At 46.8% G+C, this 24613-nt stretch carries 21 protein-coding genes and 3 pseudogenes; 9 read left to right on the forward strand and 15 right to left on the reverse strand.

The genetic code is table 11. The features are described 5' to 3' along the window. Positions 1-113: 113 nt before the first annotated feature. Together NDI34_RS18715 and NDI34_RS18720 are read right to left on the reverse strand one after the other, a co-directional pair. A pseudogene (locus tag NDI34_RS18715) lies at positions 114-512 on the reverse strand (hypothetical protein); the annotation flags it as partial. Positions 513-668: 156 nt separating this feature from the next. Further along, on the reverse strand, positions 669-863 hold the full coding sequence (locus NDI34_RS18720) for a hypothetical protein (RefSeq protein ID WP_190412161.1): 195 nt from the start codon (positions 861-863) through the stop codon (positions 669-671). A 538-nt stretch (positions 864-1401) separates the two neighbouring features. On the opposite strand from NDI34_RS18720, the gene NDI34_RS18725 reads away from it, so the two are divergent. The 4 genes and pseudogenes from NDI34_RS18725 (at position 1402) to NDI34_RS18740 (ending at position 4919) form a co-directional block, all read left to right on the forward strand. Next, the gene (locus NDI34_RS18725) at positions 1402-1740 is read left to right on the forward strand and encodes an STAS domain-containing protein (RefSeq protein WP_190412160.1); all 339 of its coding nucleotides are present in this window, start codon (positions 1402-1404) and stop codon (positions 1738-1740) included. A 116-nt stretch (positions 1741-1856) separates the two neighbouring features. Next, the gene (locus NDI34_RS18730; protein WP_348233463.1) at positions 1857-4559 is read left to right on the forward strand and encodes a TIGR03960 family B12-binding radical SAM protein; all 2703 of its coding nucleotides are present in this window, start codon (positions 1857-1859) and stop codon (positions 4557-4559) included. A gap of 82 nt (positions 4560-4641) precedes the next feature. Further along, positions 4642-4840 (forward strand): annotated as a pseudogene (locus NDI34_RS18735) (serine/threonine protein phosphatase); the annotation flags it as partial. Beyond that, positions 4767-4919 carry a hypothetical protein gene (locus NDI34_RS18740; protein ID WP_190436125.1) on the forward strand — a complete coding sequence of 51 codons (153 nt, stop codon included), beginning with the start codon at positions 4767-4769 and terminating at the stop codon, positions 4917-4919. The pseudogene NDI34_RS18735 and the gene NDI34_RS18740, both read left to right, overlap by 74 nt. A gap of 16 nt (positions 4920-4935) precedes the next feature. Here NDI34_RS18740 and NDI34_RS18745 read toward each other — a convergent pair whose 3' ends face one another. Then, positions 4936-6126: a glycosyltransferase family 4 protein gene (locus NDI34_RS18745; protein WP_348233464.1), complete on the reverse strand. Its 1191-nt coding sequence runs from the start codon at positions 6124-6126 to the stop codon at positions 4936-4938. A 576-nt stretch (positions 6127-6702) separates the two neighbouring features. Next, positions 6703-8394 carry a DUF2079 domain-containing protein gene (locus NDI34_RS18750; protein ID WP_348233465.1) on the reverse strand — a complete coding sequence of 564 codons (1692 nt, stop codon included), beginning with the start codon at positions 8392-8394 and terminating at the stop codon, positions 6703-6705. Positions 8395-8508: 114 nt separating this feature from the next. Here NDI34_RS18750 and NDI34_RS18755 point away from each other — a divergent pair, with 114 nt between their 5' ends. Next, the gene (locus tag NDI34_RS18755; protein ID WP_190436131.1) at positions 8509-9705 is read left to right on the forward strand and encodes a histidine kinase; all 1197 of its coding nucleotides are present in this window, start codon (positions 8509-8511) and stop codon (positions 9703-9705) included. 7 nt (positions 9706-9712) lie between these two features. On the opposite strand, the gene NDI34_RS18760 is transcribed toward NDI34_RS18755, so the two are convergent. From NDI34_RS18760 to NDI34_RS18770, 3 genes are all read right to left on the reverse strand, one after another. Next, on the reverse strand, positions 9713-10753 hold the full coding sequence (locus NDI34_RS18760; protein ID WP_348233466.1) for an ABC transporter permease: 1041 nt from the start codon (positions 10751-10753) through the stop codon (positions 9713-9715). Between the two features lie 175 nt (positions 10754-10928). Continuing rightward, complete coding sequence (locus tag NDI34_RS18765; protein WP_348233467.1) at positions 10929-12437, reverse strand: ABC transporter ATP-binding protein; 1509 nt, start codon at positions 12435-12437, stop codon at positions 10929-10931. Between the two features lie 89 nt (positions 12438-12526). Continuing rightward, positions 12527-13591, reverse strand: a complete 1065-nt coding sequence (locus NDI34_RS18770; RefSeq protein ID WP_348233468.1) for a BMP family protein — start codon at positions 13589-13591, stop codon at positions 12527-12529. A gap of 186 nt (positions 13592-13777) precedes the next feature. Between NDI34_RS18770 and NDI34_RS18775 the strand changes: the two genes are divergently transcribed. Next, positions 13778-14200, forward strand: coding sequence for a DoxX family protein (locus NDI34_RS18775; RefSeq protein ID WP_190412286.1), 423 nt, complete (start codon positions 13778-13780; stop codon positions 14198-14200). 200 nt (positions 14201-14400) lie between these two features. Then, positions 14401-14901: an ureidoglycolate lyase gene (locus NDI34_RS18780; RefSeq protein ID WP_348233469.1), complete on the forward strand. Its 501-nt coding sequence runs from the start codon at positions 14401-14403 to the stop codon at positions 14899-14901. A gap of 50 nt (positions 14902-14951) precedes the next feature. Here the strand turns inward: NDI34_RS18780 and NDI34_RS18785 are convergent, their stop codons facing one another. Both NDI34_RS18785 and NDI34_RS18790 read right to left on the reverse strand, forming a co-directional pair. After that, a complete protein-coding gene (locus NDI34_RS18785) occupies positions 14952-15653 on the reverse strand; it encodes a methyltransferase (RefSeq protein ID WP_348233470.1) in 702 nt (233 codons plus the stop codon). A gap of 121 nt (positions 15654-15774) precedes the next feature. Beyond that, positions 15775-15996, reverse strand: a complete 222-nt coding sequence (locus NDI34_RS18790) for a hypothetical protein (RefSeq protein WP_190436149.1) — start codon at positions 15994-15996, stop codon at positions 15775-15777. Between the two features lie 451 nt (positions 15997-16447). On the opposite strand from NDI34_RS18790, the gene NDI34_RS18795 reads away from it, so the two are divergent. Together NDI34_RS18795 and NDI34_RS18800 are read left to right on the forward strand one after the other, a co-directional pair. Then, positions 16448-17191, forward strand: coding sequence for a TVP38/TMEM64 family protein (locus NDI34_RS18795; protein ID WP_348233471.1), 744 nt, complete (start codon positions 16448-16450; stop codon positions 17189-17191). After that, positions 17191-18723, forward strand: coding sequence for a mercuric reductase (locus NDI34_RS18800; RefSeq protein WP_190412147.1), 1533 nt, complete (start codon positions 17191-17193; stop codon positions 18721-18723). The genes NDI34_RS18795 and NDI34_RS18800 overlap by 1 nt, the downstream gene beginning before the upstream one ends. Positions 18724-18769: 46 nt before the next feature. Here NDI34_RS18800 and NDI34_RS18805 read toward each other — a convergent pair whose 3' ends face one another. The 6 genes and pseudogenes from NDI34_RS18805 to NDI34_RS18830 form a co-directional block, all read right to left on the reverse strand. After that, positions 18770-19810, reverse strand: coding sequence for a leucine-rich repeat domain-containing protein (locus NDI34_RS18805; RefSeq protein WP_190412146.1), 1041 nt, complete (start codon positions 19808-19810; stop codon positions 18770-18772). Positions 19811-19959: 149 nt separating this feature from the next. Beyond that, positions 19960-20883: a LysR family transcriptional regulator gene (locus NDI34_RS18810; RefSeq protein ID WP_190412145.1), complete on the reverse strand. Its 924-nt coding sequence runs from the start codon at positions 20881-20883 to the stop codon at positions 19960-19962. A 296-nt stretch (positions 20884-21179) separates the two neighbouring features. Next, a complete protein-coding gene (locus tag NDI34_RS18815) occupies positions 21180-21944 on the reverse strand; it encodes a BMC domain-containing protein (RefSeq protein ID WP_347275941.1) in 765 nt (254 codons plus the stop codon). Between the two features lie 102 nt (positions 21945-22046). Beyond that, entirely contained in the window at positions 22047-22829 is a 783-nt protein-coding gene (locus tag NDI34_RS18820) for a hypothetical protein (RefSeq protein WP_348233472.1), read from the reverse strand. A 50-nt stretch (positions 22830-22879) separates the two neighbouring features. Next, positions 22880-24181: pseudogene (locus NDI34_RS18825) on the reverse strand (ribulose bisphosphate carboxylase small subunit); the annotation flags it as partial. A gap of 31 nt (positions 24182-24212) precedes the next feature. Next, on the reverse strand, positions 24213-24515 hold the full coding sequence (locus NDI34_RS18830) for a EutN/CcmL family microcompartment protein (RefSeq protein WP_190412143.1): 303 nt from the start codon (positions 24513-24515) through the stop codon (positions 24213-24215). Positions 24516-24613 lie beyond the last annotated feature (98 nt).

Raw genomic sequence — 24613 nt, forward strand, 5'->3', positions numbered from 1 at the left:
TGTGAATACGACCATTCTTGACCGTGTGGGTAGATGCACAAGTTGGGCAGGCAGGCATGGAAGAAGGACAGCGAGAAACTCTACTTCTCTATCATTACATCTTTGGCACTACCAAAAATGCCAGAATCTACATTGGTTTTAACTTGTCCCAGTCCCTTAATTTCGGTAGGATTCCCCACAACAAAACCAACCCACCCGGCGGTCATCTTGTAAGACTTAGATAAACTTTGAAATTCTATATTTAAGCCAGCGACACCCAAGCGGCGTTCCATCCAATCCGCAGCAGCTTTGCGGTATTCTTTAGTTCTCCGATCGGGGGGATAGTTATGAGTCGAAAGCTCGTTAATCGCCTCATGCATCGCCTGGACAATATGCGCTGGCGTCGGACGGTCTGGATCGCCAAGTCCAATGTTGATGATGTTCACCCCTTTGGTGACCGTTTCATGCTGCTTGCGATTAATCTTGGCAAATAGGTAGGACGGGGTCTTTTCTAAACGTTTGGCAAACTGCACGACGATTTAACAACTGAAAAAAGAGCAAGTAGAAACAATTAGACAGTTGACCGCCAGGTGAGTCAAACGGATGAGAAGATTGATTTAGAAAGATTCCAACGGCACAAATATTGTCTCGTGCCATCGACTAAATCTACCTTGAATTTTTAATGTCTTTTATGCACTTGGTACCAGTTGAATTCGACCGGCATCCATCTCTGACATGAGTAATTCCAGTGCCTCATAATCAACGTCAGAAATGTGACCCATTCTGGTCAATTCATAATTTATTTCGTTCTCTATATCTGGAGTTAATTTCTTAATATAGAGAGCTTTTTCTACCAGTTGACGAATCGCGTATGTAGTTCTCATAAAAACCGATAGAACTCCGCATTTAAAAATTATCGTTTGAATATATAGATGAACCAGTGATCTAAAACTAGACTGTAAAGTGATCTAAATCACTGTGAGTTTCGCCCCAATTGCAGCTAATTTTTTAAATAATTTCCGACAACTCCATGAAGCTTCGGAGTTGATGCTTTATAGCAATAATATTATCGTTGATGAGTTTTAATCTTGTGAAGAATAGCCGCAGATGTCTGTTTGAAGACCTAAGCCCCTGCCTTGCAGAAATGCGCTTCGCATAGGATTATACAAAGAATACATCTGTCTTTGGTTAGATGCAGCGATTGTAAAAGATGAATAGAAGGATTTTCTTAATATAGAACTTCTAGAAAGTCCGTATTAGAGAACACGTTCTCAGGCAATCTTATTGAAAACTTTATATAAAAGGAGGTAACTAATGAAGATTTAGCAAATTACCTAAAAGGGGGTAGGCAATATCATATTTACCGTTTATTGTCGAAGCTATTACACAAATTTTTGTTTAGAGTTGAAACAGGATATTGTCATGCAAAATACGCTAGTTCGCCCCAACGTTGCAGTTATTCGCCCCCAAGGTCATATCAATGCATCGAATGCGGTTGAGTTCCAAGGTCAACTGACAGCAGCTGTTTCTTCACCCGAGCAATCCATTGTGCTAGTTGATATGGCGCAAGTAGAGTTCCTCGATAGTGCTGGCTTGATGGCGTTTGTTTCGGCTCACCGTTTAGCACACAGTCTAGGACGGCGGTTTAGCCTCTCTTCAGTGTCGCCCTCCATTCGGATGATTTTTGAACTGGCTCAACTTGACGGAGTCTTTGAAATTTTAGAAAGTCCTGCCGCCTTGGAAGCAAACATTGGAGTATAGGAACAAGGAAATACTTCTAAAGGAAAAACTGAGAGGTTGAGCGCTGTTGCTGAGTGCTAATCCTGAATTGGTGCTAGGGTTGAATCTGAGGCACTGGAAGCAGGGAGCGTTTTGCAGTGGCAATCGCAGTCGAGAAACTACTTACAGCAGAGATACAGAAACCAGCTCGTTATTTGGGAAACGAGCTAGGAGCCGTCCACAAACCTTGGGAAGCGGCGGCAGTACGCTGGGTTCTGACATACCCAGAAATCTATGAAGTGGGTGCATCGAATCTTGGGCATATTATTCTCTACAACATATTGAATGCTCAATTGGGGCAGCTGTGCGATCGCGCATATTTACCAGCCCCAGATTTAGCGGCGAAACTCCGAGAAACACAGACGCCCCTATTTGCCGTGGAATCGCGGCGAAGTCTTACAGATTTTGACATTTTGGGCTTTAGTCTCAGCTACGAGCTAGGAGCCACCAATATCCTGGAAATGCTGGATTTGGCAGGGATTCCCCTGACGTGGCGAGAGAGGCTCACCAGCACAGACGCAAGGGAAAGTGAAGGATTTCCCTGGAATTATCCCCTGATTTTTGCTGGGGGACAGACCGCAACCTCGAATCCCGAACCTTACGCAGACTTTTTCGATTTCTTGGCTCTGGGAGATGGCGAGGAAGTGCTACCAGAAATTGGCTGGGTAGTGGAAAAAGCCAAAAAAGCTCAACTCAGTCGAGAACAACTATTGCTGAATTTGGCACAAGTACCCGGCGTATATGTGCCGCAGTTCTACGACATGGCAGAAGATGGCTCAGTCCATCCCAATCGCCCGGATGTACCCCAGCGGATTTTACGACGAGTTGCTGCCCCCCTGCCAGCTTATTCCATCGGGCTAGTGCCTTATGTAGAGACAGTCCACGACCGACTGACCATTGAAGTGCGGCGCGGCTGTACTCGCGGTTGTCGCTTCTGCCAGCCAGGAATGCTGACTCGTCCGGCGCGGGATGTGGAACCGCAGGAAGTCGTAGAGGCAATTGAAAAGGGAATGCGGGCGACGGGATATAACGAGTTTTCCCTACTCTCCTTGAGTTGTTCGGATTATCTATCTCTACCGGCGGTAGGGATGGAAATCAAAAATCGCCTCAAAGATGAAAATATTTCCCTCTCTTTACCCAGTCAACGGGTAGACCGCTTTGATGAAGATATCGCGAATATTCTGGGCGGGACGCGGCAAAGTGGACTGACTTTCGCGCCGGAAGCTGGAACCCAGCGGATGAGGGACATTATCAACAAGGGTTTGACGAACGCAGAATTGCTGCGGGGGGTGAAAACCGCCTACGAGCAGGGTTGGGAAAAAATTAAGCTGTATTTTATGATTGGTCTGCCTGGAGAGACGGATGTAGATGTGGTCGGCATTGCCGAAACTATCCGTTGGCTACACCAAGAATGTCGGACTGAAGGCAGAAAGCGTCTGCATTTCAACCTGACGATTTCTAACTTTACGCCGAAGCCTCACACGCCTTTCCAGTGGCACTCTGTGTCTACAACTGAGTTTCAACAGAAGCAGAAACTTCTCCGCGACGAGTTTCGCGGGATGAGGGGGGTGAAGGTAAACTTCACCGATGTGCGACTTTCGGCGATGGAAGATTTTATTGGACGGGGCGATAGGCGTCTGGCATCAGTGCTGCGTCGTGCTTGGGAACTGGGTGCGGGGATGGATGCCTGGTTTGATAGTGTGGAGCGGGCTTTTGCGGCTTGGGGAGACGCGATCGCAGAATCAGGCTTAACCTGGAAATACCGCCTTGTTGAAAATGGCGAATGGAACTGGGTGGAGAATCGGAATCAACCGCTACCCATTGACGATTCCCAATCCGCAATTCCCAATCCCCAATTCGATGCGCCGTTGCCTTGGGATCATATCGATACGGGAATTGATAAGAACTGGCTAATCGCTGACCTGAAACGGGCTTTAGAAGCTGCGATAGTGCCGGATTGCTCGTTTGAAGGCTGTTCTCACTGTGGCATTTGCGGGTCTGACTTTGGGCACAATATTGTTATCAAGCCGCTGCCGATTCCAGAATTTGCCGGACACTTCACGCCGAATACAGATAGGGTGCAGCGGTTGCGGGTTTGGTTGGGTAAGCTGGGCGATATGGCGCTGGTGAGTCATCTAGATTTGGTGCGCCTGTTTGACCGTGCTGTGCGTCGGGCGGCATTGCCAGTTGCTTTTACGGGCGGGTTTCATCCCAGTCCCCGCATTTCTCCAGCGAGTGCGCTGTCATTGGGATCAACCAGTGAAGGTGAAATTGTGGACTTTGAGCTAACCCAGGCGATGGATGTGGCGACATTCCAGGAGAAGTTAGCTGCCCAGTTGCCGTCTGATATCCCGGTTTATCGGGTGGCAGATGTTGATTTGAAGGCTCCTTCCGCGACTCAGTTGTTGGAAAAAGCCGAGTATTTGATTGCGGTGGCAGCGGTTGAGTCTGCGTCACCAGAGGAGTGGCAAAGCTGGGTAGAGGCGATTAAAGCCACTGAGAGCATTTTAATTGAGCAAACGACGAAGTCTGGGAAGAAGAAACAGATAAATCTGCGCGATCGCTTGTTTGAATTGGAGGTCAATGAGCCTCAAAGAAGCGCCAGCGGAGCGAAGGGTAATATCCCATTAGCTTGCCAAGAAAAAGCGGCAGAAGGCGTTTTTCTGCGTTATTTGGGCAGTTGTCAAAATGATGGAACTGTACTAAGACCAGAGCATATCGTCTTGATGTTGGAGCAAGTGACGGGGCGGGAGTTTCAGCTGTTGCACGCTCACCGACGTCAGCTGCTTCTGAAGGATTGATTGCCGAATCGGGATTCCTGCCATTGGCGACATTCCCCTACCGCTATCGGAACAACCTGAGTTTATGTTGTTCTTGGGAACGTCTGGCAAAACGATGGTTGCTGGCGGACACACCAGCCAAAGAAGTAGCGTGCCAGTCAATCTCGGTTACGCCATCTGTCTGTATCGATACCTGAGTTTACGATGAAGGTTGGCTGATTTGCCTGGATGGAACCAGCGGGAAAATCTGGCAGGCAAATCAAGCCGGTCAGCTTCGGATGGCTGGAATTGTTGAATTTTAGCGATAGTTGCGATCCAGAGTATCCAAATTCTGGTTCTCTGGCTAAGTTTGGGAACGAAGAACAAACCTTCAACTTTTGATTAAGTCCAATGATGATTAAGCCCAGGGAGTGTGCGATCGCTCTTGCACTACTCTTTGATAAACTGCTTCAGTTTGTTTCGCTATCTTCGACCAGCTGAACCGACGCTCTAAATCTTCATAAGCGTTGTCAACTAGCCACTGGGCGTAACCTGGATTTTTTAGCACTTCTAAAATGCCCCAGGCGAGAGAATCCCAGTTGTTCGTCTGGGTAACAACCCCAGTCTTCGTGTGTTGCACGACTTCCGGTAAACCCCCCGTGTCCGATACCACAACGGGCACGCGGGCGGCAAAGCTTTCTAGGGCAACAATGCCAAAAGGTTCGTAGAGGCTGGGAAATACGGCGCAGTCAGCAACGGTTTGGAATTTATCTAGGTCGGCATCTGACATAAAGCCGGTGAAATAGCAGTCGTCCCAAATGCCTAAATTCCAAGCTTGCTGCTTCAAGGGGTCAGTATTGCCGCCGCCAATAATCACAAATTTGACATTACCCCCCATTTCCCAAAGGACTTTCGGGGCAGCATTCAACAACACGGAAACGCCCTTTTCGTGGGACATTCGACCCACATAGTAAACAATTTTCTCCCGATCGTCGGCAAACTGACGACGGAAGTTCAATGCATCAAACTCGTGCCAGCGTGGTTTCTTTTCCGGTCGGATGCCGTTGTAAATCACATCCATTTTGTCCCAAGGAGTTTCTAGCGCTCGTTCTCCTTCTTGGCGCATATAGTTGGTACAAACAATAATCCGCCAAGAGTTATAGGCGAGAAGTTTTTCTTTGCCGCTAATGTAGCGGTGGTCGTCGTTGTAGATGCCGTTGTAACGACCAAATTCTGTGGCGTGAATCGTAGTAATCAGCGGCACTTTAAAATTGTGCTTGAGAGCGATCGCGGCATCTCCCACTAACCAATCGTGGGCATGGATCAAATCGAACGGGCCATCTTCCATCATCAGCTTCCCGCCGTGAATCCCCATGCTCTGGTTCAAATTCACGACCCAGTGAAAGAAATCATAACCGTAGCCCACTGGCACCCGATGCACGTGGACGCCATCTACCACCTCGTACAGCGGCGCGTGACCAAACTCTACTGTTAGCAAGTGGACTTCATGCCCTAGTTTAATCAGTTCTGGATATAACTCCCCTACATGGCGGGCAATTCCTCCGACAATGCGCGGCGGAAATTCCCAAGTCAGGACTAGAATCTTCATTTCCCCCAATCCCCTCAATTCAGTTACAAATCGCTACAGATCGACATAGTTCTAAAAATTATAGTCTCCTAGTTGGGACAATGAGGGTGTGATAGATTTAAATAATCTTTTAACCCTGAGCAAACATAAACACTCAATCTATTTCTATTGTTGCTTTTATTTGAGGGATAAACAGTTAATACAATAAGAAGTAAGAAAATAATAAATTATGAAATGTAAAGCCTAGAATTTATTCCTTTTCTGGCTCTATACCTCAATCGCTTTCAGCCTACCGCTAGCTTTTGGTGTACTGCGAATAGACATTTCAATAACAAAGTTTGTCCCTAAATAAACTCTAAAAGACACTTCAATTGCCTATCCGGTTTTTCCACAATAATTCTCAGATTAATTAAGCACCCCAGAACGATGCTCTTACCCATTGGTTTAATAGTGAAAAAGAAGGCATTATTTGCCATCTATATTGCCATTTGGGAACATCTCTGACTTCCGTGGGAATGCGGATGTTGCCGGGTTGATATGGAATTGCTCGGTACGTGCGATCGCATAGTCTGCCGCTAGATGGGACAAAAGACGAATTTAAGTTAGAGAAATCTGTTGGCGAAATGCCTGCCAAGCCGCGATCGCTTGCTCGTTCGAGGCAACTCCTTTTTGCATCAAAATAACGCCATCTTTGAAGCCAATGATGCCGTACTCCCCACTACCAGACAGCCGATCGATCGCGGGAACACTCTGTTGCAATAATCCGCGTTCTTCATTGAACGCAGCTTGATACTGCTGCGCTTGCCACAAATCAGCAATAATGTAATCCACATTCACCACTTCACCAGCATCATTGCGGAGTTGCAAAGAAGGAAAGCGGATGATTTCGCGGCGACCCGAAAGATGGGGTACAAGATAGGTGGTAGTCGCTACACTAGCGTCAGGCGGAATCTGAGCCAATAAAGGGCGAACTTGGCTGACGTGTTCCCACTGCCGCGTTACGGGGACGTAAACCAAAGGTTGAATAGAATCTGGAATCAAAAAGTAAAAAGTTCGATTGGGGTTAGAGGTGAATGTAAAAAATACTGAAAGGCAGAGGCAGATAACCCAAAAGCGCCGAAACGACGGCGAAACCGATTTGGGAGGTTGCACCTCAGCCTCACCAATGTCTGATGTCTGAGCTTTTCGCCCCCCTTTAAAATGTCTTATCCAAATTCTAAAGTCGCTTTGCCCTGCCCACCAGAGAATCGCCCCGTAAAATAGCCCCGGCACGATTGTCATCGCATAGCGAATATTAATAGCGAGAACCGACTGTCCCTTCCCTAATAAAAGTTTCAAGAGGGGAAATCCCGCTACCATCCAAGAAGCAGGAGAAATTGCTGGCACAAAAGCCAAGGGCAACCATTGACCTAATAAATACTTAATCGTGCCAAAGAAGGGTGAAAACAGCTCGACGATAAGCCGCCAAGGGTTGCTTACCATTCCCCAGATAATTTCCAGCGTAGAAGCTTCTTCGCCATCCGCATATTGCCCAAACCGCTCCATCATAAACCGCTGAGAAATATCCTCGGAGAACAGCGGCATGATCAGATTGGTGAGGACAATCATGTAAGCAAAACTGAGAGTACAGACCGCAAGACCCGCCTTGGGATAGCGTTTGCTCAGGATCATGTAAAACCCGATACTAAACAGGCTCACGCCCGAATCTTCCCGAACCGCCAAAATCAAAACCGCCAGCACCCAAAATAGCCACCACCAGCGCTTTTCCATTGCCAGGAGCAATCCAAAGGTAAAGAGGGGAATTTGGCAAATATCGTGGAAATTAGCTAAGGTAGGGCCAAGAACGGCGTTAGCGCCGTAAAAGCTGATAGTAATTAGGGCAGAAATCCCCGGTTCCAGATGCTGTCGAGCGAGGACGTATAGAACCAAACCGGCAGCGGTTACGAGCGTAACTTGCAAAACAGTGAGCGTTGCGGGTGACGGAAACAGGGCATACAAGGGTAGCCACAGCAAAAGGGCTGGGGTGAAGTGTTGCCCTAAGCGGTGATAAAAAACTTCTGGGACTTCGCCATTGTGAACGACGTTGGTAGAAAGCTGCGAGGAAAGAGAACTCTGAAAGAAGCGACCGTGAATGCCGTTCCAGAAGACTTGGTTAAAGATGCCTTGATCGTAGGAGGAATAAAAGGTGAAGTGCCGATGCAGGGTGAAAAAGAGAGCAAACAAAAAAAATGCGATCGCTGCACCCATCACCATCCGTAACGCTGGCTGCTTGTGTAATTTCAACAACATCACTCACAATCGTTTATAAATGTTAAATAGATATTAAATTGAAAGCGGATCTTCGCTTCTCGTCCACTCTCAGTCAATACCCCTAAGAATTAAAGTGTCATCGGTTGGTTCCCAGTGCTGAAACCAGATTACATAAAGGCAGCTCTTGAAAAACCTACCCATTCTGAAGCATCGCTACAGCTACTGCTGTTTGTCGATGAACGTCCGAGTTCGCGTAAACAGATCCAGCAAATCCAAACGTATCTGGAGAGCTTAAAGACCGAGGTTCCTTTTGAACTTCAGATGGTCGAGGTCGGAGAGCAGCCGTATTTAGCCGAACACTTTAAACTGGTGGCAACCCCAGCTTTGATCAAGATTCATCCGGAACCCCGACAGACGCTAGCTGGGAGTAATTTGATCGCTCAATTGAAGAATTGTTGGCCTCGCTGGCAGCTGTGTGCCGAAGAATATCAGGAGACTTTAGCACAGGACCGGGAGACAGATTCACCGACCACCGCAGAAACCTCAGCGATTCGGTCTGTTGCTCATTCCGCAGAACTGATTCAACTGTCTGACGAAATTTTTCGCCTCAAGAAAGAAAAAGAAGAACTGCTAGAGCAGCTACAGTTCAAAGACCGGGTACTCGCTATGTTAGCTCACGACCTGCGGAGTCCCCTCACAGCCGCCTCTCTAGCAATGGAAACCTTGGAATTAAGCTTAAATTCAAACAATAGCAACAGACACGCCAAGCTAACACCAGCACTGACCGAGCAGTTAAGCAAGCAGGCTCGTACCCAAATCCGCGTGATGGATCGGATGATCGCAGATATTCTGCAAGCCGCCAGGGGTACGAGTGCCCAATTGCATATTCAACCGCATAAGTTGGACTTGGGGGCACTTTGTCATGAGGTCATTAATTCACTGAAAGCTCGGTGTCAGGGGAAATCTCAATGTTTGGAAACCGATATTCCCCAGGATTTGCCCTATGTCTATGCGGATGAAGAACGGGTGCGCCAAGTGATAGTCAACCTTCTGGATAACGCGATTAAGTACACGCCGGAAGGTGGCAGGATTCAAGTTGCAATGCTGCACCGCACGACTCAGAAAATTCAGGTGAGCGTTGGCGACACGGGTTTTGGTATCCCTGCGGAGAATCAAGAGCGCATCTTTGAAGATCGCTATCGCCTAGAGCGAGACCAAGAAAGAGACGGGTATGGGATTGGTCTTGGCTTATGCCAGCGGATTATTCGGGCGCATTATGGGCAGATTTGGGTAGACTCAAATCTCGATAAGGGCAGTATTTTTCACTTCACGCTACCAGTTTACAGATAATTAAAAATTAACTCTTTAGCTTAATTTGACGTTCAACTGCAAAACTAATCGCAATGAACAAAACGGTTAAACCCTGGATGGTGTAAACGACGGTGACTGGGACGTTGGCGCTGCGTTGCATGACGTTTGCGCCGCTGCGGAGGATACCGAAGAATACGGAAGTGAGGACGATACCGGCGAGATTACCACGACTCAGGAGTGCGATCGCGATCGCATCAAATCCATACCCCGGTGAAAAACGGTCGAATAGTCGATATTTCAGCCCCATGACTTCACCCGCACCCGCTAATCCTGCGAATCCTCCAGCAAATGCCATTACAGCGATGATAGTGCGTTCTACCGACATCCCGGCGTAACGGGCGGCTGTGGGATTTTGTCCGACAGCTTCGATTTGGTATCCTAAAGGCGATCGCGTCAGCAATACCCACAACAATCCTGTAGCGAGTAATCCGATAAAAATCCCCGCATGAGCTTGAGTTTGCGGCAAAATAATCGGTAATCGGGCGGATTCTGCGATTAAAGGAGAAAAGGCACTCGGCGCACCTGGTGCCTTCAAGGGATTATTCACTAGATATCCGACAAAGTTCAGCGCCACATAATTGAGTAGCAGCGTGGTAATCACTTCATTTACACCGCGCACTGCTTTCAGATAACCCGGAATGAATCCCCAAATTCCCCCTAATAAAAATCCCCCCAACAGCGCCAGCGGTACGTGAATTAATGCGGGTAATCCTTGCAGAGATAGCCCCACCAAGGCGCTACCGAGTCCCCCCATGTAAATTTGCCCTTCAGCGCCAATATTGAACAAACCCGCCTTCAAAGGCACCAGCACCCCCAAACTCGCTAATAATAAGGGTGCGGTTTTGGCGATCGTATTGCCAATGCCGTAGTAATCTGCAAGGGATTCTTTAAATAGAATGCCGTAGGCGGTGATGGGGTTCGCCTTTGCCAGCAAGATGAGGATAGCACCAACGATGAGGGCGGATGAGATCGCCACAAGCGGCGATAATATTGGCAGCAGTACAGGTTGAATCCGATTTGTTGTCATAACTGTGGGACTTCGCTAAGACTCCCACAGACTGAAGTCTGGGGCTATACAAACTCAGGCTGTCTACGAAGGCTGAGAATAATTTTTGTATTTTAGACCGCGCAGGCTGTCTTTATTTGTGTAGCTACGATTTCAGTCGTCAGACAACAGTTGAACTTAGCAGCGATCGCGATCGCTACCCTTCAACACCCGCCGAAATACCACCAGTCATTAAATAACCAACTTGTTCCACTGTGGCAGTGGCAGCATCTAAGATATCCACGAATTGTCCTTCATACATGACGGCAATGCGATCGCTCATTGCCATAATCTCTTCTAATTCGGTAGAAATATACAAAATTGCCGCACCTCGTTCTCGTTCAGCTAATAAGCGTTGCTGCACGTATTCAGTCGCACCGACATCTAAACCGCGTGTCGGTTGCATTGCCACAATTAAAGCTGGGTTGCCAGAAAGTTCTCGTGCTAACACCACTTTTTGTTGATTGCCACCAGACAATTGGCTAACTTTAATCGATGGATTTTCAGCGCGAATATCAAAGTTTTCCATTGCCTCAGCCGCATGATGATTAATTACCTCATACTGGAGGAACCAACAGCGGCAAAATGGTAGAAAGTTAAAAACTTTGAGAATAAGATTTCTGGCAATACTAAATCCCATCACCAAACCCATTTTCTGCCTATCCTCCGGAATATAAGCTGTAATTCTTCCTGTCCTCCCCCTTTTTAAGGAGGAGTTAGAGGGGGATCTCCGGATGGTTCCCGAAGTAATAACACGCAAACCCGCGATCGCATCTGCTAACTCTCGCTGTCCATTACCATCAACACCCGCAACTCCTAGTATTTCGCCTGCGTGGAGTTCAAAAGATATATCTTTTACAACCAGCAAATTCCGCTCATCCTCAACCTGCAACTTTTGTACTTCTAGCACTACTTCACTAGAAGAACGAGCAGATTTATTTAGATGAAGTAAGATTTCTCTCCCTACCATCAACCGTGCTAATTCTTGAGTGTTCGTATCTGCGGTTTTAGTTGTCGTCACCACCGCACCCCGCCGCAACACGGTGACAGTATCGCAGAGATTCATCACCTCTTCTAGCTTGTGACTGATAAAAATAATCGTATGTCCATCTTTAGCTAGTTTGCGCAAGATAGCAGCTAATATTTTTACTTCTGGCGGCGTCAGCACTGCTGTCGGTTCATCTAATATCAGCAACTTGGCGTTGCGGTAAAGTGCTTTGAGAATCTCTACCCGTTGCTGAACTCCTACAGGTAAATCCCCCACTTTTGCGAATGGATTTATATCTAAACCATAAGACTGAGCGAGTTGCGCGATCGCCTGCGCTTTCTCTTTTATATTTAGCCGCAAATCGAAGCTGGTTCCAAGAATAATATTTTCGGTTACTGATAGTTGCGGCACCAACATAAAATGCTGGTGAATCATGCCAATCCCCTGCGCGATCGCGTCACTTGCCGAAGCAATTTGCACTGGATTATCTTGCAAGTATATTTGACCGGAATCTGGCTGATAAAGTCCGCAAAGGATATTCATTAAAGTAGTTTTACCAGCTCCGTTCTCGCCTAGCAGAGCATGAATCGATCCGCAACTAACGCTCAAATTTATGTTGTTATTAGCGATAAAGGTGCCAAAGCGTTTGGTAATACCTTCAAGACGTAAATAAGTCATTTTTAATATTTTTTGCTAATTGGCTTAGCCAATATACCGCCGGGGAATTGATTCCCCGACGGGTGATAAGCGAAGAGATATCAACTGAATTAAGCTTGCTTCACACACCGAGTATCCTTTCCCCCCTCTTTACACGCCTCAAATGTAACTTTCTTAGCTAATATTGCCTGCTTCGTATTAAGTGCTTTTTCCTCTACATTTTTTGGCACCATTGCCCCAAATTTACCAAGATAGAGAATCTCAGGATTTTCCAAACCAATTGTATAAATCTCACCTTTTAGATTGCCTTTCACAGCAAGATCGGCTAAGTATGCGATCGCTAAGTCAATTCGCTTCACCGCACTGGTTAATACTGCCTTTGGCGCAACATCCAGTTGATCTGTGGTATTGCCGAAAGCAAAAACTCCCTTCTCAGCGGCGGTTTGCAGCACCGCAGGAGAAGCATTATCCAGCCACTGATAAATCACATCAACGCCTGAAGAAATCAACGCTTGCGTCGCTTCCTTCGCCTTAGCCGCATCATTCCAATCGCCCGTATAACTGGCAGCGATTTTAATATCTGGTTTAACAGACTTCGCGCCTAACTCTAATCCCCGCAATTCTTCATCAGTTGCTTGAAAAGATTGAGCCGCTAGATAAGCCATTTTATTTGATTTTGTCATCAAGGCACCTATGATGCCGCACAGATAACTGGTTTGCAAATGATCGATTCGCAAAGACGCCATGTTATCGCCTTTCACCGTACCATTGACACCGACAAAAAACGTCTTCGGAAATTGCGCTGCTACCTGCTCAATCGCCGCATCAAATTGTCCCCCGTGGGCATACACTAAGTTGTAGCCACGACGCGCAAAATCTGACAAAGCTTCTGCCTGATCCGCTTGTTCCACCTTCTCAACGTGAGCAATTTCAACTCCTAGCTGTTCTTTAGCAGTTGTCACGCCTTCATAGCCAGCCTGGTTCCAAGCTTTATCTGTGATAATCCCTGGCAAAACGATGGCAACTTTTAAATCCTTACCCGTTTTAGCAGAAGTATCCCCGCTAGCTGCTGTTTCTGTTGGGGTAGGACTGCCATTGCAAGCCTTCAGCAACAGACTGGTACCCAAGGTAGCTGAACCGTACAGGAGAAATTTGCGCCGACTATATTCCATCATGCGATCGCCCTCAGATAGATAGTCTTAATTTTGCGCGATTCCGGGATGCGATCGCTATGCTAACGCCAGTCTATTTTTCCAACTGTTGGCTGAAAACAAAGTAACATCAAACTGAATAAACTGAAGAAGCGACAAAATTTGTCAGCAAATTCTAATCGTTAGTCTGTATAGGGTGAGATGGAATACATCAAAAAGAACAAAGAACTGTTGCGAGTGATTCTGTGTGTGTGTATCATCGGCGTCGGCATAGCGCACTTTGCCATCCCAGCACCATTTGTTAAACTCGTGCCGTCGCAACTTCCTTACCCTCTGGAACTGGTATATATCAGCGGCTTTTTTGAAATCCTGGGTGGGATTGGATTATTAGTCCCTCCCGTAAGTCATGCGGCTGCTTGGGGACTGCTGACTCTTTTTATCTTTGTTTTCCCTGCAAATATCAATATGGCAGTGAATAGTATCGACCTCAATCCTATTCCAAACTCACCTTGGTTCCAAGCAATAAGACTTCCCTTCCAAGCAGTCTTAATTGCTTGGGCTTGGTGGTATACAAGACCAAGTGATGGGGAGAAGCAAGCTTCAATTATTCCATACAAACCCAAAACTGAGTAAGCAAAATACCTGGCAATTGAAATCGCGGCTACACAAACAAAGCTACACAAACAAAGCCTGCCTCCGCAGGCTAAATTAAGTCCGCGTAGGCGGAATTGGTTTGTATAGCCCCAAACTTCCAGTTTGTGGGTAATTTGCTTTCCTAGGTTTTTTCGGATGAAAATGACCATTAAAATGATGAAAATACAAACAAGTTTGATATGAATACATCAAAAACAGTGCAACAATTACACGCCGAATTGATAACACCAGAAAATTTTCGGCGTTATGGTCAAGTAATCTCTGCAAGTGTTGACGGCAAACTTTATGATTCCGAAGAAGCGCAGTTAAACCTGCAAAATGGAATTCCCCGATTTTACATTATGCGGCTGCACCACAAAGGTCGCAAGTTTCACAAAATCACGCGCCATATCCAATGCACTCAATGTCTAGGTTCGCTGGAAGGGAAAGACTGGCTAATTGTGGTTGCGCCTCCAAATCATAATACTGACCAACCGACATTAGAAGATATTAAAGCTTTCCACATTCCAGGCAATTGCTTTATCAAGTTAGAAGTTGGAACTTGGCACGCTGGACCATATTTTGATGAGGAATTTGTAGATTTCTACAATCTTGAACTCAGCGATACAAACGTAGTCGATCATTTCACCCATAACTTTCAGGAAAGTCATCAGCTAGAGTTTGAGATTGTCACTAATTAGGGAATTTGTTCCTTTTATCCTTCATCTAATGAACTAATACAACGCGCTATTTATTCCCCACGTTTCGCAATCCAACCACCGACGAGTAAGGCACTATAAAAGCGTTCCACCATCCCAAAACCAGCCTCTTCAAGCAGCGCAACGATCCGCTCTTCCGGCACTAAGTGGATATTTTTGGGAAGATTTTCGAGCCTCTGCTGTACCTGCTCTGGAGGAATACCTTTTTTGAGAACGTAATTCTTCAGGATTTCAAACTTTCGTTCAACTTGACCCGAATTCGACTCCCCGTATGAATCCACGAGCACAAAAGTAGCACCTGGCTTGAGCCGTTGAGCGATACTGCGAAGCATTGCTAGCTTGGTTCCGTCATCGGGGAAAAAATGCATGACTAGAATCAACGTGGCGGCGTCATACAAAATATCTTCAGGTAAGTCAGACACAATGCCTTGATGAAGGCTGACGCGCTCTTGGAGTCCCGCTTTCTGGATGCGATCGCTAGCAATGCTCATCATCTCCGGCGACGGGTCTACCCCCAGCAGCCGCCACGAGGAATTTGCCTTTCCCAGAATCTCAAGTTCTTTACCCGAACCCGAACCAGAAATTAACAGTGAGGACTCTTCCGGGAGGCGCACTTGAAGCACCGCCTGCAACAAATCGTGTATCAGCTCATATCCAGGCACCCAGAAAAGAATTTCTTTATCATAATTTCCGGCGCGTTCTCCCTCGAAAATAAATACATGCTGATTTGTCATGTCTGCAAATTTATAAAAAACTGATAATTGCTAATTTCGGGTCATTGATAGCTGTTACTAGGAAGTAAATGGTAGATGCACTTTTCCTATCCCCAATTTTACTCCCATTCCCTATTATCATTTAGCCCCCAACTTCTCCAATCAATTTTTTTAGATAAGCGGCTGCTTCTTTGGGTGGTAGCATGACTACCTCATTTTTGCGAAGGATTTCGTACTGGTTACTTCGATAGCCGTGACCCAAAATCAGCCCTAAACTAACTGCTCTATTGCCAAGTTCGTTTAACTCGTTGAAGCTCATCGCTTCAACTTCCATATTCAGTTGTTTAATGATTTCCTCATCCATGTCCTTAGGTCTCCGGTTAACATCTTAGATTTTTTACGTACAGTCAATTCCAATTCAAGGTGCTGATACTACACATCTGTTCTCCGTTTATTCTCTTGGGTGGTTAGGAGGAGCTTCATGTAGTACATCAAAATGGAAATGGTATAACTAAATCGCCAACGCAAGCGATCGCATCTGGGTGAAGCTAGTATTTTGTAGCCTCCTTACTCCCCCACACATCTCAGCTTTCATCCATTCTAGCTTTTGTCTAGTTCTACTTTTTCTTTTTCACATCTTTCTAAAGGAATAGTTTTTACGAGACATTTTAAGCTTCTTTTTAGAAAAATCTAACTTTTTTTAATAAAATCATTATCAATTCTCAGCTAAAAATCATTTGTCAGCCAAATTTGATTGTAAAAATTAGCTTAATCTTTAAGTGTTAGCTTCCATATCTGTGTTAATGAGGTAGGTTATGGAGAATGAACCAATACAAAGCCCCTCCAGTTCAAAGATAAAACGGATTTTTGCTTTTTTTCTAGTTGCTGCTCTTATCGCTGCTCTCATCTTTGCCGCTAGATATTTTAATGTCCAGGAACTGTTGAAGAGCGCTTTGGCGTGGATTGATAGTCTGGGATTTTGGGCACCCGTGACTTTTATTTTAATCTACATCCTAGCCACCGTACTCTTCATCCCTGGCTCCATCCTCACCTTGGGAGCAGGTGTGGTTTTTGGCGTGATTTTAGGGTCAACTTACGTCTTCATCGGAGCCACTTTAGGAGCCGCTGCTGCATTCCTCGTGGGGCGTTATTTGGCTCGTGGGTGGGTTTCCAAGCAAATAGAAAACAATCCCAAATTTGAAGTCATCGACCAAGCTGTTGCCGAGGAAGGATTCAAAATTGTTCTTTTAACTCGGCTTTCACCTATCTTTCCCTTCAACCTTTTAAACTACTCTTTTGGAATCACCCAAGTTTCCCTGAAAGATTATTTTTTAGCCTCTATCGGCATGATTCCAGGAACGATTATGTATGTTTACATCGGTTCTTTAGCGGGTAGTATTGCCACCATTGGAGCAGTACAGCCCAAAAATTCCGAAACTGAAATAGCCCAATGGGTAGTTCGTATAGTTGGATTTATTGCCACTGTTGCTGTGACAATTTATGTTACGCGCATCGCTCGAAAAGCATTAGAAAAAAGCGTTAATCAGGAGGAATTATAATGCCACAGCTAGGAGTTGATCGGGTGACTGTGTCGCCAATGGATGTTTATAACCAAACTTTGGTGGCTCACGTACATCCGCCCAATTGGGTGAATCCCGAACCTGCACCTCGTTACAATTTGGTTGTAATTGGAGCGGGTACTGCGGGACTGGTGACAGCGGCAGGTGCAGCCGGGTTAGGAGCTAAAGTCGCATTAATTGAAAAGCATTTGATGGGTGGAGATTGCCTCAATGTGGGTTGCGTTCCCTCGAAATGCATGATTCGCTCTTCTCGTGTTGTTGCAGATATTCGGGATGCAGAGCGATTTGGTGTTCGCATTCCTGAAGGTACAGAAGTTGATTTTTCTGCCGTAATGGAGCGGCTACGGCGAATTCGTGCCGGGATTAGTCATCACGATTCTGCTGAAAGATTTCAAAAGTTGGGTATCGATGTATTTTTGGGAGATGCTCGGTTTTCTAGTTCTGACACTATCGATGTGGCGGGAAAGAAATTACGTTTTAAAAAAGCAGTTATTGCTACAGGTGCGCGTGCAGCTAATCTCCCGATTGAAGGGTTACAAGAGGCAGGTTATCTCACTTACGAAACCGTATTTTCCCTCACAGAACGACCAAAACGACTAGCAGTAATTGGCGGTGGTCCTATCGGCTGCGAACTGGCTCAGGCGTTCCAGCGGCTTGGTTCAGAAGTGGTGCTGTTACATAAAAATGCCCATATTCTTGACAAAGAGGATACTGATGCAGCCGAAATTGTGCAACAGGCGTTTATTCAGGAGGGGATTAAGTTAATATTGCAGTCCAAAATTAAGCGAGTTGAAACAAGCAGCGCTGGAAAAGTTATTTATTACGAAGCGAATGGAAAAGAAGCTTCAGTAACAGTTGATGAAATCCTAGCCGGAGTTGGGAGAGCGCCTAATGTTGAAGGCTTAAATCTTGAGACGGTAGGCGTACAATATGACACCAAAAAAGGGGTAATTGTCAATGACAAGCTTCAGACAACAAACCCTCGCATTTATGCGGCTGGTGATATCTGTATGGAATGGAGATTCACCCATGCTGCTGATGCCGCTGCCCGGATTGTTATTCAGAATAGTTTATTTTTTGGGCGCAAAAAACTGAGTACGCTGACAATGCCTTGGTGTACCTATACTGCTCCAGAAATTGCCCATGTGGGGATGTACGAGAAAGAGGCGTTGCAAAAAGGAATTGAGGTGGATACTTACTTCATTCCATTGAGTGAAGTGGATCGAGCAGTTGCTGACGGCGAAGAAGAAGGATTTGCCAAAATTCACGTCAAGAAAGGCACCGATAAAATTTTAGGTGCAACGATTGTGGCGAGACACGCAGGTGACATGATTAGCGAAGTCACTTTGGCGATGGTAGGAAATGTTGGCTTGAAAACTCTTGCCACGGTTATTCACCCCTATCCCACGCAAGCCGAAGCGATTCGCAAAGCAGCAGATGCTTATAACCGCACTCGTTTAACGCCGTTTGTGAAGAAGTTATTCTCTAATTGGTTGGCTTGGACGAGATAGCTGTTAATTTCACGTTCAAGTGCAAATTTCCAATATAGGAGTCGATTTAGGTTTCGACGGCAAATGCTTCGGGGTCAACGTCCCAATTTACCCAGCGAATCGCCTCTCTAGCAGAGGTGAGGGTGGGTGGAACGCGCAGAACGTGAAGGTGGTTCGTGCTGGGACAGGTCATTTTCAGCAGATGGATGGGTTCGACATCAACGTATGCATCAATTTTGAGCAAGGTATATTCGCGCCAGGTATCGATTGTTTGGGTTGCCAACTCCTGACAAATGCGATCGCAACCAATCTGCTGAATCAACACTCGCCGGACTTCCGCATTGGGTTCTGTCAGCAGCCATTCGGCTTGCCACTGGTTCAGGTGCGTCCAATAGCGGCGAGGAAGCTCAACACCAAAACAATCAACCCTCAGTTCTGGATTGGGATGGTTGGCCAACAGCGATAAATCTTGAATGGAATCGTCACTCAGATTGAGATATGTCAAGGAATGTAGTTGCCCGATCTCTGGTGGCAGGGATGCGAACTGGTTGTCACCCAAATCTAGCTCTCTCAAGGAATGCAGTTGCCCAATTTTTTCTGGTAGGGATGCAAGCTGGTTGCCTTCCAGATAGAGATATGTCAAGGAATGCAATTGCCCAATTTCTGCTGGCAAGGATGCCAGTTGGTTGTACTTCAAATCGAGATATGTCAAAGAATGCAGTTGCCCAATTTTTGCTGGTAGGGATGCAAGCTGGTTTAAGCTCAGATTGAGATATGTCAAAGAATGCAGTTGCCCAATTTCTGCTGGCAAGGATGCAAGCTGGTTTAAGCTCAGATTGAGATATGTCAAAGAATGTAGTTGCCCAATCTCTGCTGGCAAGGATGCAAGCTGGTTTAAGCTCAGATTGAGATATGTCAAAGAATGTAGTTGCCCAATCTCTGCTGGCAAGGATGCCAGTTGGTTGCCACTCAGATTGAGTTTTGTCAAAGAATGCAATTGCCCAATTTCTGCTGGTAGAGATGCGAGCTGTTTGCCTCCCAGAGAGAGTTCTGTTTCATCTAAAGAATTTAGAATTAGCTGTCGAACTTCTTCCATCTGCGACATCATTTCATCCTTTACCTAAGCGGCGTTGGATAGGCTCAATTGGGTCGCCTATAACTGAAGCGGCGCGAATACTTCAGCATTTCGTGTTTCTATACACCTATCCACGGCTCAATTCCAGCTAAGTCTTTATGGCAAACGCTTCCTAGAAAAATCTAATTGCTACTTGCCGGTGTCTCACCCGCAATTCGCTTCGCTTCTTCCAAGAGATAATCAAAAAACGTGCGAGCGACAACGGAGAGTTGTTTGCCAGCCGGATAAGCGATATACCAATGACGGCTAATGGGAAAACCCTCCACATCAAGGATAGTGAGTTCGCTGCTGACACCATCCAGCCCTAGCGTGTGGCGAGATAAGACAGAGATCCCTAAGCCACCTGCGATCGCTTGCTTGATCGCTTCATTACTCCCCAACTCCAACCGGACTTTCACCGCAACCTCATGCCGCTCGAATAAATTTTGCACTGATGAGCGCGTCCCCGATCCCGCCTCGCGCATAATAAACGGCTCACCCGTCAGACTAGAGAGAGGGATATTTTTTTGCTGAGCAAGTGGATGATTGATGGGTGCCAACACCACCAACGGGTTTTCTAGAAACGGGTGGCAGCGGATATCCAGATGATCTGGTATTTGGCTCAGAATATACAAATCGTCTAGATTCTCGCTCATACGGCTCAGAATCCGCTCGTGATTCGTCACTTGGAGGGCGATATCAATTCCCGGATAACGCTGGCAAAATGGCCCTAATAAACGCGGGATAAAATACTTCGTGGTTGTAATCACACTCAACCGCAAATTTCCCTGTTTCAGCCCTTTCATTTCAGCCAGAGTCATCTCAAATTGAGCTAATCGCTCGAAGACTTCCCGGCACGTTACCATCAGTTCGCGTCCGGCGTCTGTAAGATAAAGGCGCTTGCCCACCTGCTCAAACAGCGGTGTCCCAACAGCCTTGGTGAGTTGCTTCACCTGCATAGAGACAGTAGGCTGGGTGAGAAATAGTTCTTCTGCCGCACGGGTAAAGCTCCCGTGGCGAGCAACCACCTCAAAAACCTTCAACTGGTGTAGCGTTGCCTGCTTCAAACGCCCTTCTCCTGCCAGTTATAGATAAAACTCTATTGTACCTATCGCAAATAATACCTTTTATCCATGAAGATTCAAGGTTATGATTGAATCACTGAACAAAGTAACAGTCTTCCTTCCTAAAGGCGTTGTACATTTACTTGATGCTTGGTTTGGGAAGTTATCATTCATTTTCATCCTGTGTTTTGCAGGCTGATTTCCCCCAAACATCAGAGTCATAAATGTGCAACGCTTTCCCTATGGCTGAAATTTTCAGCCTCTCTATTGAGTGCTACATTCACAATCTAAGATTTAAATTATTCTTGAACCTGAATCGGTAACTTGGCTAAATCTGGCAATTCCACCAGCTGTTTTTCCTGTTCCTTGATAGCGACTGGCAATTTCAGGGGTTGGGGTTTCTCCTCTATCCAACAAGCCGCCGCAGGCAGGCATTGCTCCAGGTCGTCCAACGGTCGAGGAATCACCATTAAAGAATTAAATTCCCCAATCCTCTCGGCTTCTTGCATCCCCGCTTCGACAGCCACGGCGACATCTGCCACAGAACCCCGAATAATCGCGGTACATAAACCACCGCCAATCGTTTCGTAGGAAGACAGATACACTTCTGCTGCTTTGAGCATGGCGTCACAAGCTCCAACCATCGCCGGAAAGCCCCGTGTTTCCAATAAACCAACTGCTTGATTGCTGAGACGGCTGTAACCGTTGTTATCGGTAAGTTGGGATAAGTGTTTCCCAAGCGGAAAAATGACTTCCAAATTTGGCAGGGGGCGAGGAATCACCGAAGAGGAAATATACTGACCAAACTGTTCGGCAGTCTGGGCACCCGCTTCGACGGCTAAACGGACATCGGCAATGCCACCTCGGACAATAGCAGTACAGTAACCACTACCAATTTTCTCAAACCCGATGAGCGTTACCCCAGCGGACTTCAGCATCATATCGGCACAGCCGATGATCGCAGGGAAACTCTGAGTCGAAACCATGCCCAAAGCAGTGTCTTTAAAGCTTTTGGATTGACTTTGCCGCTCAAATCGAGCCAGTCCTGGCTGTTGTACCTCCACCGATGACCTCCCAGAGAAACTATTCTTGCGCCTAACTTTAGTATGCCCACAGTCACAGATTAGTTGATAATTGCTAGTGCTGATAACTGCCAAAAGTCAAAACTATGAACTTTGAGTGTCTTTGGGGGGGTGGTTGGCGGATTTATAGTGAGGAAACAAAGTCGTCAGCAGCCGATTGAGGTTCGCTTGTCCATAGACTGGAGTCCCAGCGGTTGGAGATGACGGCGTTAGCTCGTTCGGGGTGTCTTCGCTGCTGGATGTGGAGAGAGTAGAAGCGATCGCTTGCCCATTTTGAGTTTCCTCGCCGGTGGATGCTGCGGGGACGTCCTCTTGGTTGACTTGCGGATCTAAAACAGCCTCGCTGGAAGCGGCAGTTGGGGTGTCGGCAGTTGGGGTGTCAGCAGTTGGAGTATCGGCAATTTGACGAGTGTTATCTCCGAACAGAGAACCCGGTGGCACGACTTGCCAAGACTCCACGTTACTGTTAAAAACCGTCGTCGTGGAACCGATACAGGCATTCGCACCAATCTTGCTTTTGCCGACGACAAGGACGCCAGCTCCCAATACTGCCCCTGTTTCCACTTCTATGGTGCCTTCGTAGGCATGAAGAATAGTTCCCATGCCGATGCAGACACCCGCAGCAATGATAATTTTACTGTCTGGAGCTGCTTGCAGGATCGCTCCCGGAGCGATCGCAGCACCGTCATCAATGCTTACATCCCCTTTCACATAAACTTGAGAGTTGCCAAGTGGCGGCAGTAGCGGCAAGTGCATGGGGCTAGAAAGTAAGGAGTGGCGAAATAACTTTTGGCTGAAGGAACAAGAATTGAATTTTTCTTTTTTACCCTTCATCCCTGCGAAAGGATGAAGAATGAAATTTTTCATTCTTCATCCTTACATTCTTCATCCTTGTTCTAGCGGCTACCGCTCTTCGCTGGCTGTTGAATCAGCAACGGTTTGTTGACGCGACGCTTGGCTTTGGGGTCAATTCCAAAGAAGCGCACGTACTCTCCGGCGTGGCTAGCCATGCAAGCTTCCAAAGCAGCGATCGCTTCTACTTCCCGATTTGTTTCAATCGGAGAGCAAGTGTGCCAAGAACTGGTGCGGAAGCGGCGCTCATCGGCGTGTTCCGTGCCAATCTTGTAGCCTTGAGCCAATATATTTCGCACCTGCTCAATCGCTTCTGAATTTAACAGAGAACTGTTTTCAATCTGCGGAGCGCTGGCTGTTGAACTCTTAGCTGTTGAACTATTGGCTGGGGCAGTTTTGGCACCCTTCGCCGTAGGTGCGCCGTCGGGACGTTGGATAATTTGCTCTAGCACCCGTCGCTTGGCTTTGGAGTCAATGCCAATTAAGCGCACGTATTCCCCTGGGTGTTCGGCTACGATTGCTTCTAAAGCTGCGATCGCTTCCGATGCCGACCGAGCTTCGATTGCTTTCCCACTTGTCCAGGAACTGGTACGGAAGCGGCGTTCGTTCGCATATTCGGTACTAATCTTGTAGCCTTGATTCAGCAGGCTTTGCACTTGTTGTGCCAAGTCACCGCTAAAAGAGGCACTCGTCGAAGCTGGTGTAGCTGCACGGCGATCGCGCCCAACTTGGTTGGGTTGACTCATCTCATCCCGAATAGGTGTAATACACGCAGTATCTCCAGCACACAGATAGCCAGCTCTTAGTGCCTCATTAATCCCAACGACATGACGGCTAAAGTCGGTATCTTGTGCTTGCACATCCGATAGGCGGTCAGCTTGCTGCTGATTGGTAATCACCGCTCCCGAAGGTACATACTTTCCTGGAGGAATCTCTACATCCTGAATCAAGGCGTGCATCATCACAATGCAGCCTTTGCCCACCCTAGCGTTAAATACCGTAGAGCGGAAGCCAATAAAGCAATTATCCCCGACATAAGCGGGGCCGTGAATCAAAGACATATGGGTTAAGGAAGCATTCTTCCCGACCCACACCGAGTATTCCTGATTGTCATCCCCAACGACTCGACCTTGTTCCAAACCGTGAACCACGACACCATCTTGGATATTCGTGCCTTCGCCGATGTAGAATGGCGCTCCTTCATCGGCTCGGATCGAAGTTCCCGGTGCAATTAACACCTGAGGGCCAATCCGCACATCTCCAATAATGTTGGAAAAAGAATGCACGTAAGCGCTTGCGTCAATCTTCGGTTCCGCCAAACTTTTTGACCAAGGGGTCGGGGGAGCCGCAAAGCTGCGGGCTGCCATATCTCTAAACCTCACTAACTGAACAAAGTAACTAACGATATTGTTCTTTCTTGCTGTACAGGAGGCGATTGTCTACACTGACCGTGTCAATAATCGCCACCACCATCGCATCGAGAGGACGCTTTTCGCTGCCATCTACAATCCGGGCAGCACTCCCACGGCTGACCAAAACCCACTCATCTATACCAGCGCCTACCTGATCGCCAGCTACCTCGTATTGGGGTAGGATCTGCCCCTCTTCATCAATGAATTGCAACAGCAATAGCTTGACGCCTCGAAGGCCAGGCTCTTTATGGGTGCTAACAACCGTGCCACGAACTTTGGCAATTTGCATGATCGGTAATTGGGGAAAAAAGGAAACAAGGTAATTGGTAATTGGGAAAAAGGTCTTTTCCCATTACCGATGACCCATTACCCCTTACCCATGACCTA

The organism is Trichocoleus sp. DQ-U1, assembly GCF_039961925.1.
In the GTDB taxonomy this organism is placed as follows: Bacteria; Cyanobacteriota; Cyanobacteriia; order Cyanobacteriales; family FACHB-T130; genus FACHB-T130.

Coding starts and splice junctions, on each gene's coding strand:
- NDI34_RS18720 (WP_190412161.1), bottom strand. CDS start 863: ATGAGAACTACATACGCGATTCGTCAACTGGTAGAAAAAGCTCTCTAT.
- NDI34_RS18725 (WP_190412160.1), top strand. CDS start 1,402: ATGCAAAATACGCTAGTTCGCCCCAACGTTGCAGTTATTCGCCCCCAA.
- NDI34_RS18740 (WP_190436125.1), top strand. CDS start 4,767: ATGGAACCAGCGGGAAAATCTGGCAGGCAAATCAAGCCGGTCAGCTTC.
- NDI34_RS18745 (WP_348233464.1), bottom strand. CDS start 6,126: ATGAAGATTCTAGTCCTGACTTGGGAATTTCCGCCGCGCATTGTCGGA.
- NDI34_RS18750 (WP_348233465.1), bottom strand. CDS start 8,394: ATGTTGTTGAAATTACACAAGCAGCCAGCGTTACGGATGGTGATGGGT.
- NDI34_RS18760 (WP_348233466.1), bottom strand. CDS start 10,753: ATGACAACAAATCGGATTCAACCTGTACTGCTGCCAATATTATCGCCG.
- NDI34_RS18765 (WP_348233467.1), bottom strand. CDS start 12,437: ATGACTTATTTACGTCTTGAAGGTATTACCAAACGCTTTGGCACCTTT.
- NDI34_RS18770 (WP_348233468.1), bottom strand. CDS start 13,591: ATGATGGAATATAGTCGGCGCAAATTTCTCCTGTACGGTTCAGCTACC.
- NDI34_RS18780 (WP_348233469.1), top strand. CDS start 14,401: ATGAATACATCAAAAACAGTGCAACAATTACACGCCGAATTGATAACA.
- NDI34_RS18785 (WP_348233470.1), bottom strand. CDS start 15,653: ATGACAAATCAGCATGTATTTATTTTCGAGGGAGAACGCGCCGGAAAT.
- NDI34_RS18790 (WP_190436149.1), bottom strand. CDS start 15,996: ATGGATGAGGAAATCATTAAACAACTGAATATGGAAGTTGAAGCGATG.
- NDI34_RS18795 (WP_348233471.1), top strand. CDS start 16,448: ATGGAGAATGAACCAATACAAAGCCCCTCCAGTTCAAAGATAAAACGG.
- NDI34_RS18800 (WP_190412147.1), top strand. CDS start 17,191: ATGCCACAGCTAGGAGTTGATCGGGTGACTGTGTCGCCAATGGATGTT.
- NDI34_RS18805 (WP_190412146.1), bottom strand. CDS start 19,810: ATGATGTCGCAGATGGAAGAAGTTCGACAGCTAATTCTAAATTCTTTA.
- NDI34_RS18820 (WP_348233472.1), bottom strand. CDS start 22,829: ATGAAAAATTTCATTCTTCATCCTTTCGCAGGGATGAAGGGTAAAAAA.
- NDI34_RS18830 (WP_190412143.1), bottom strand. CDS start 24,515: ATGCAAATTGCCAAAGTTCGTGGCACGGTTGTTAGCACCCATAAAGAG.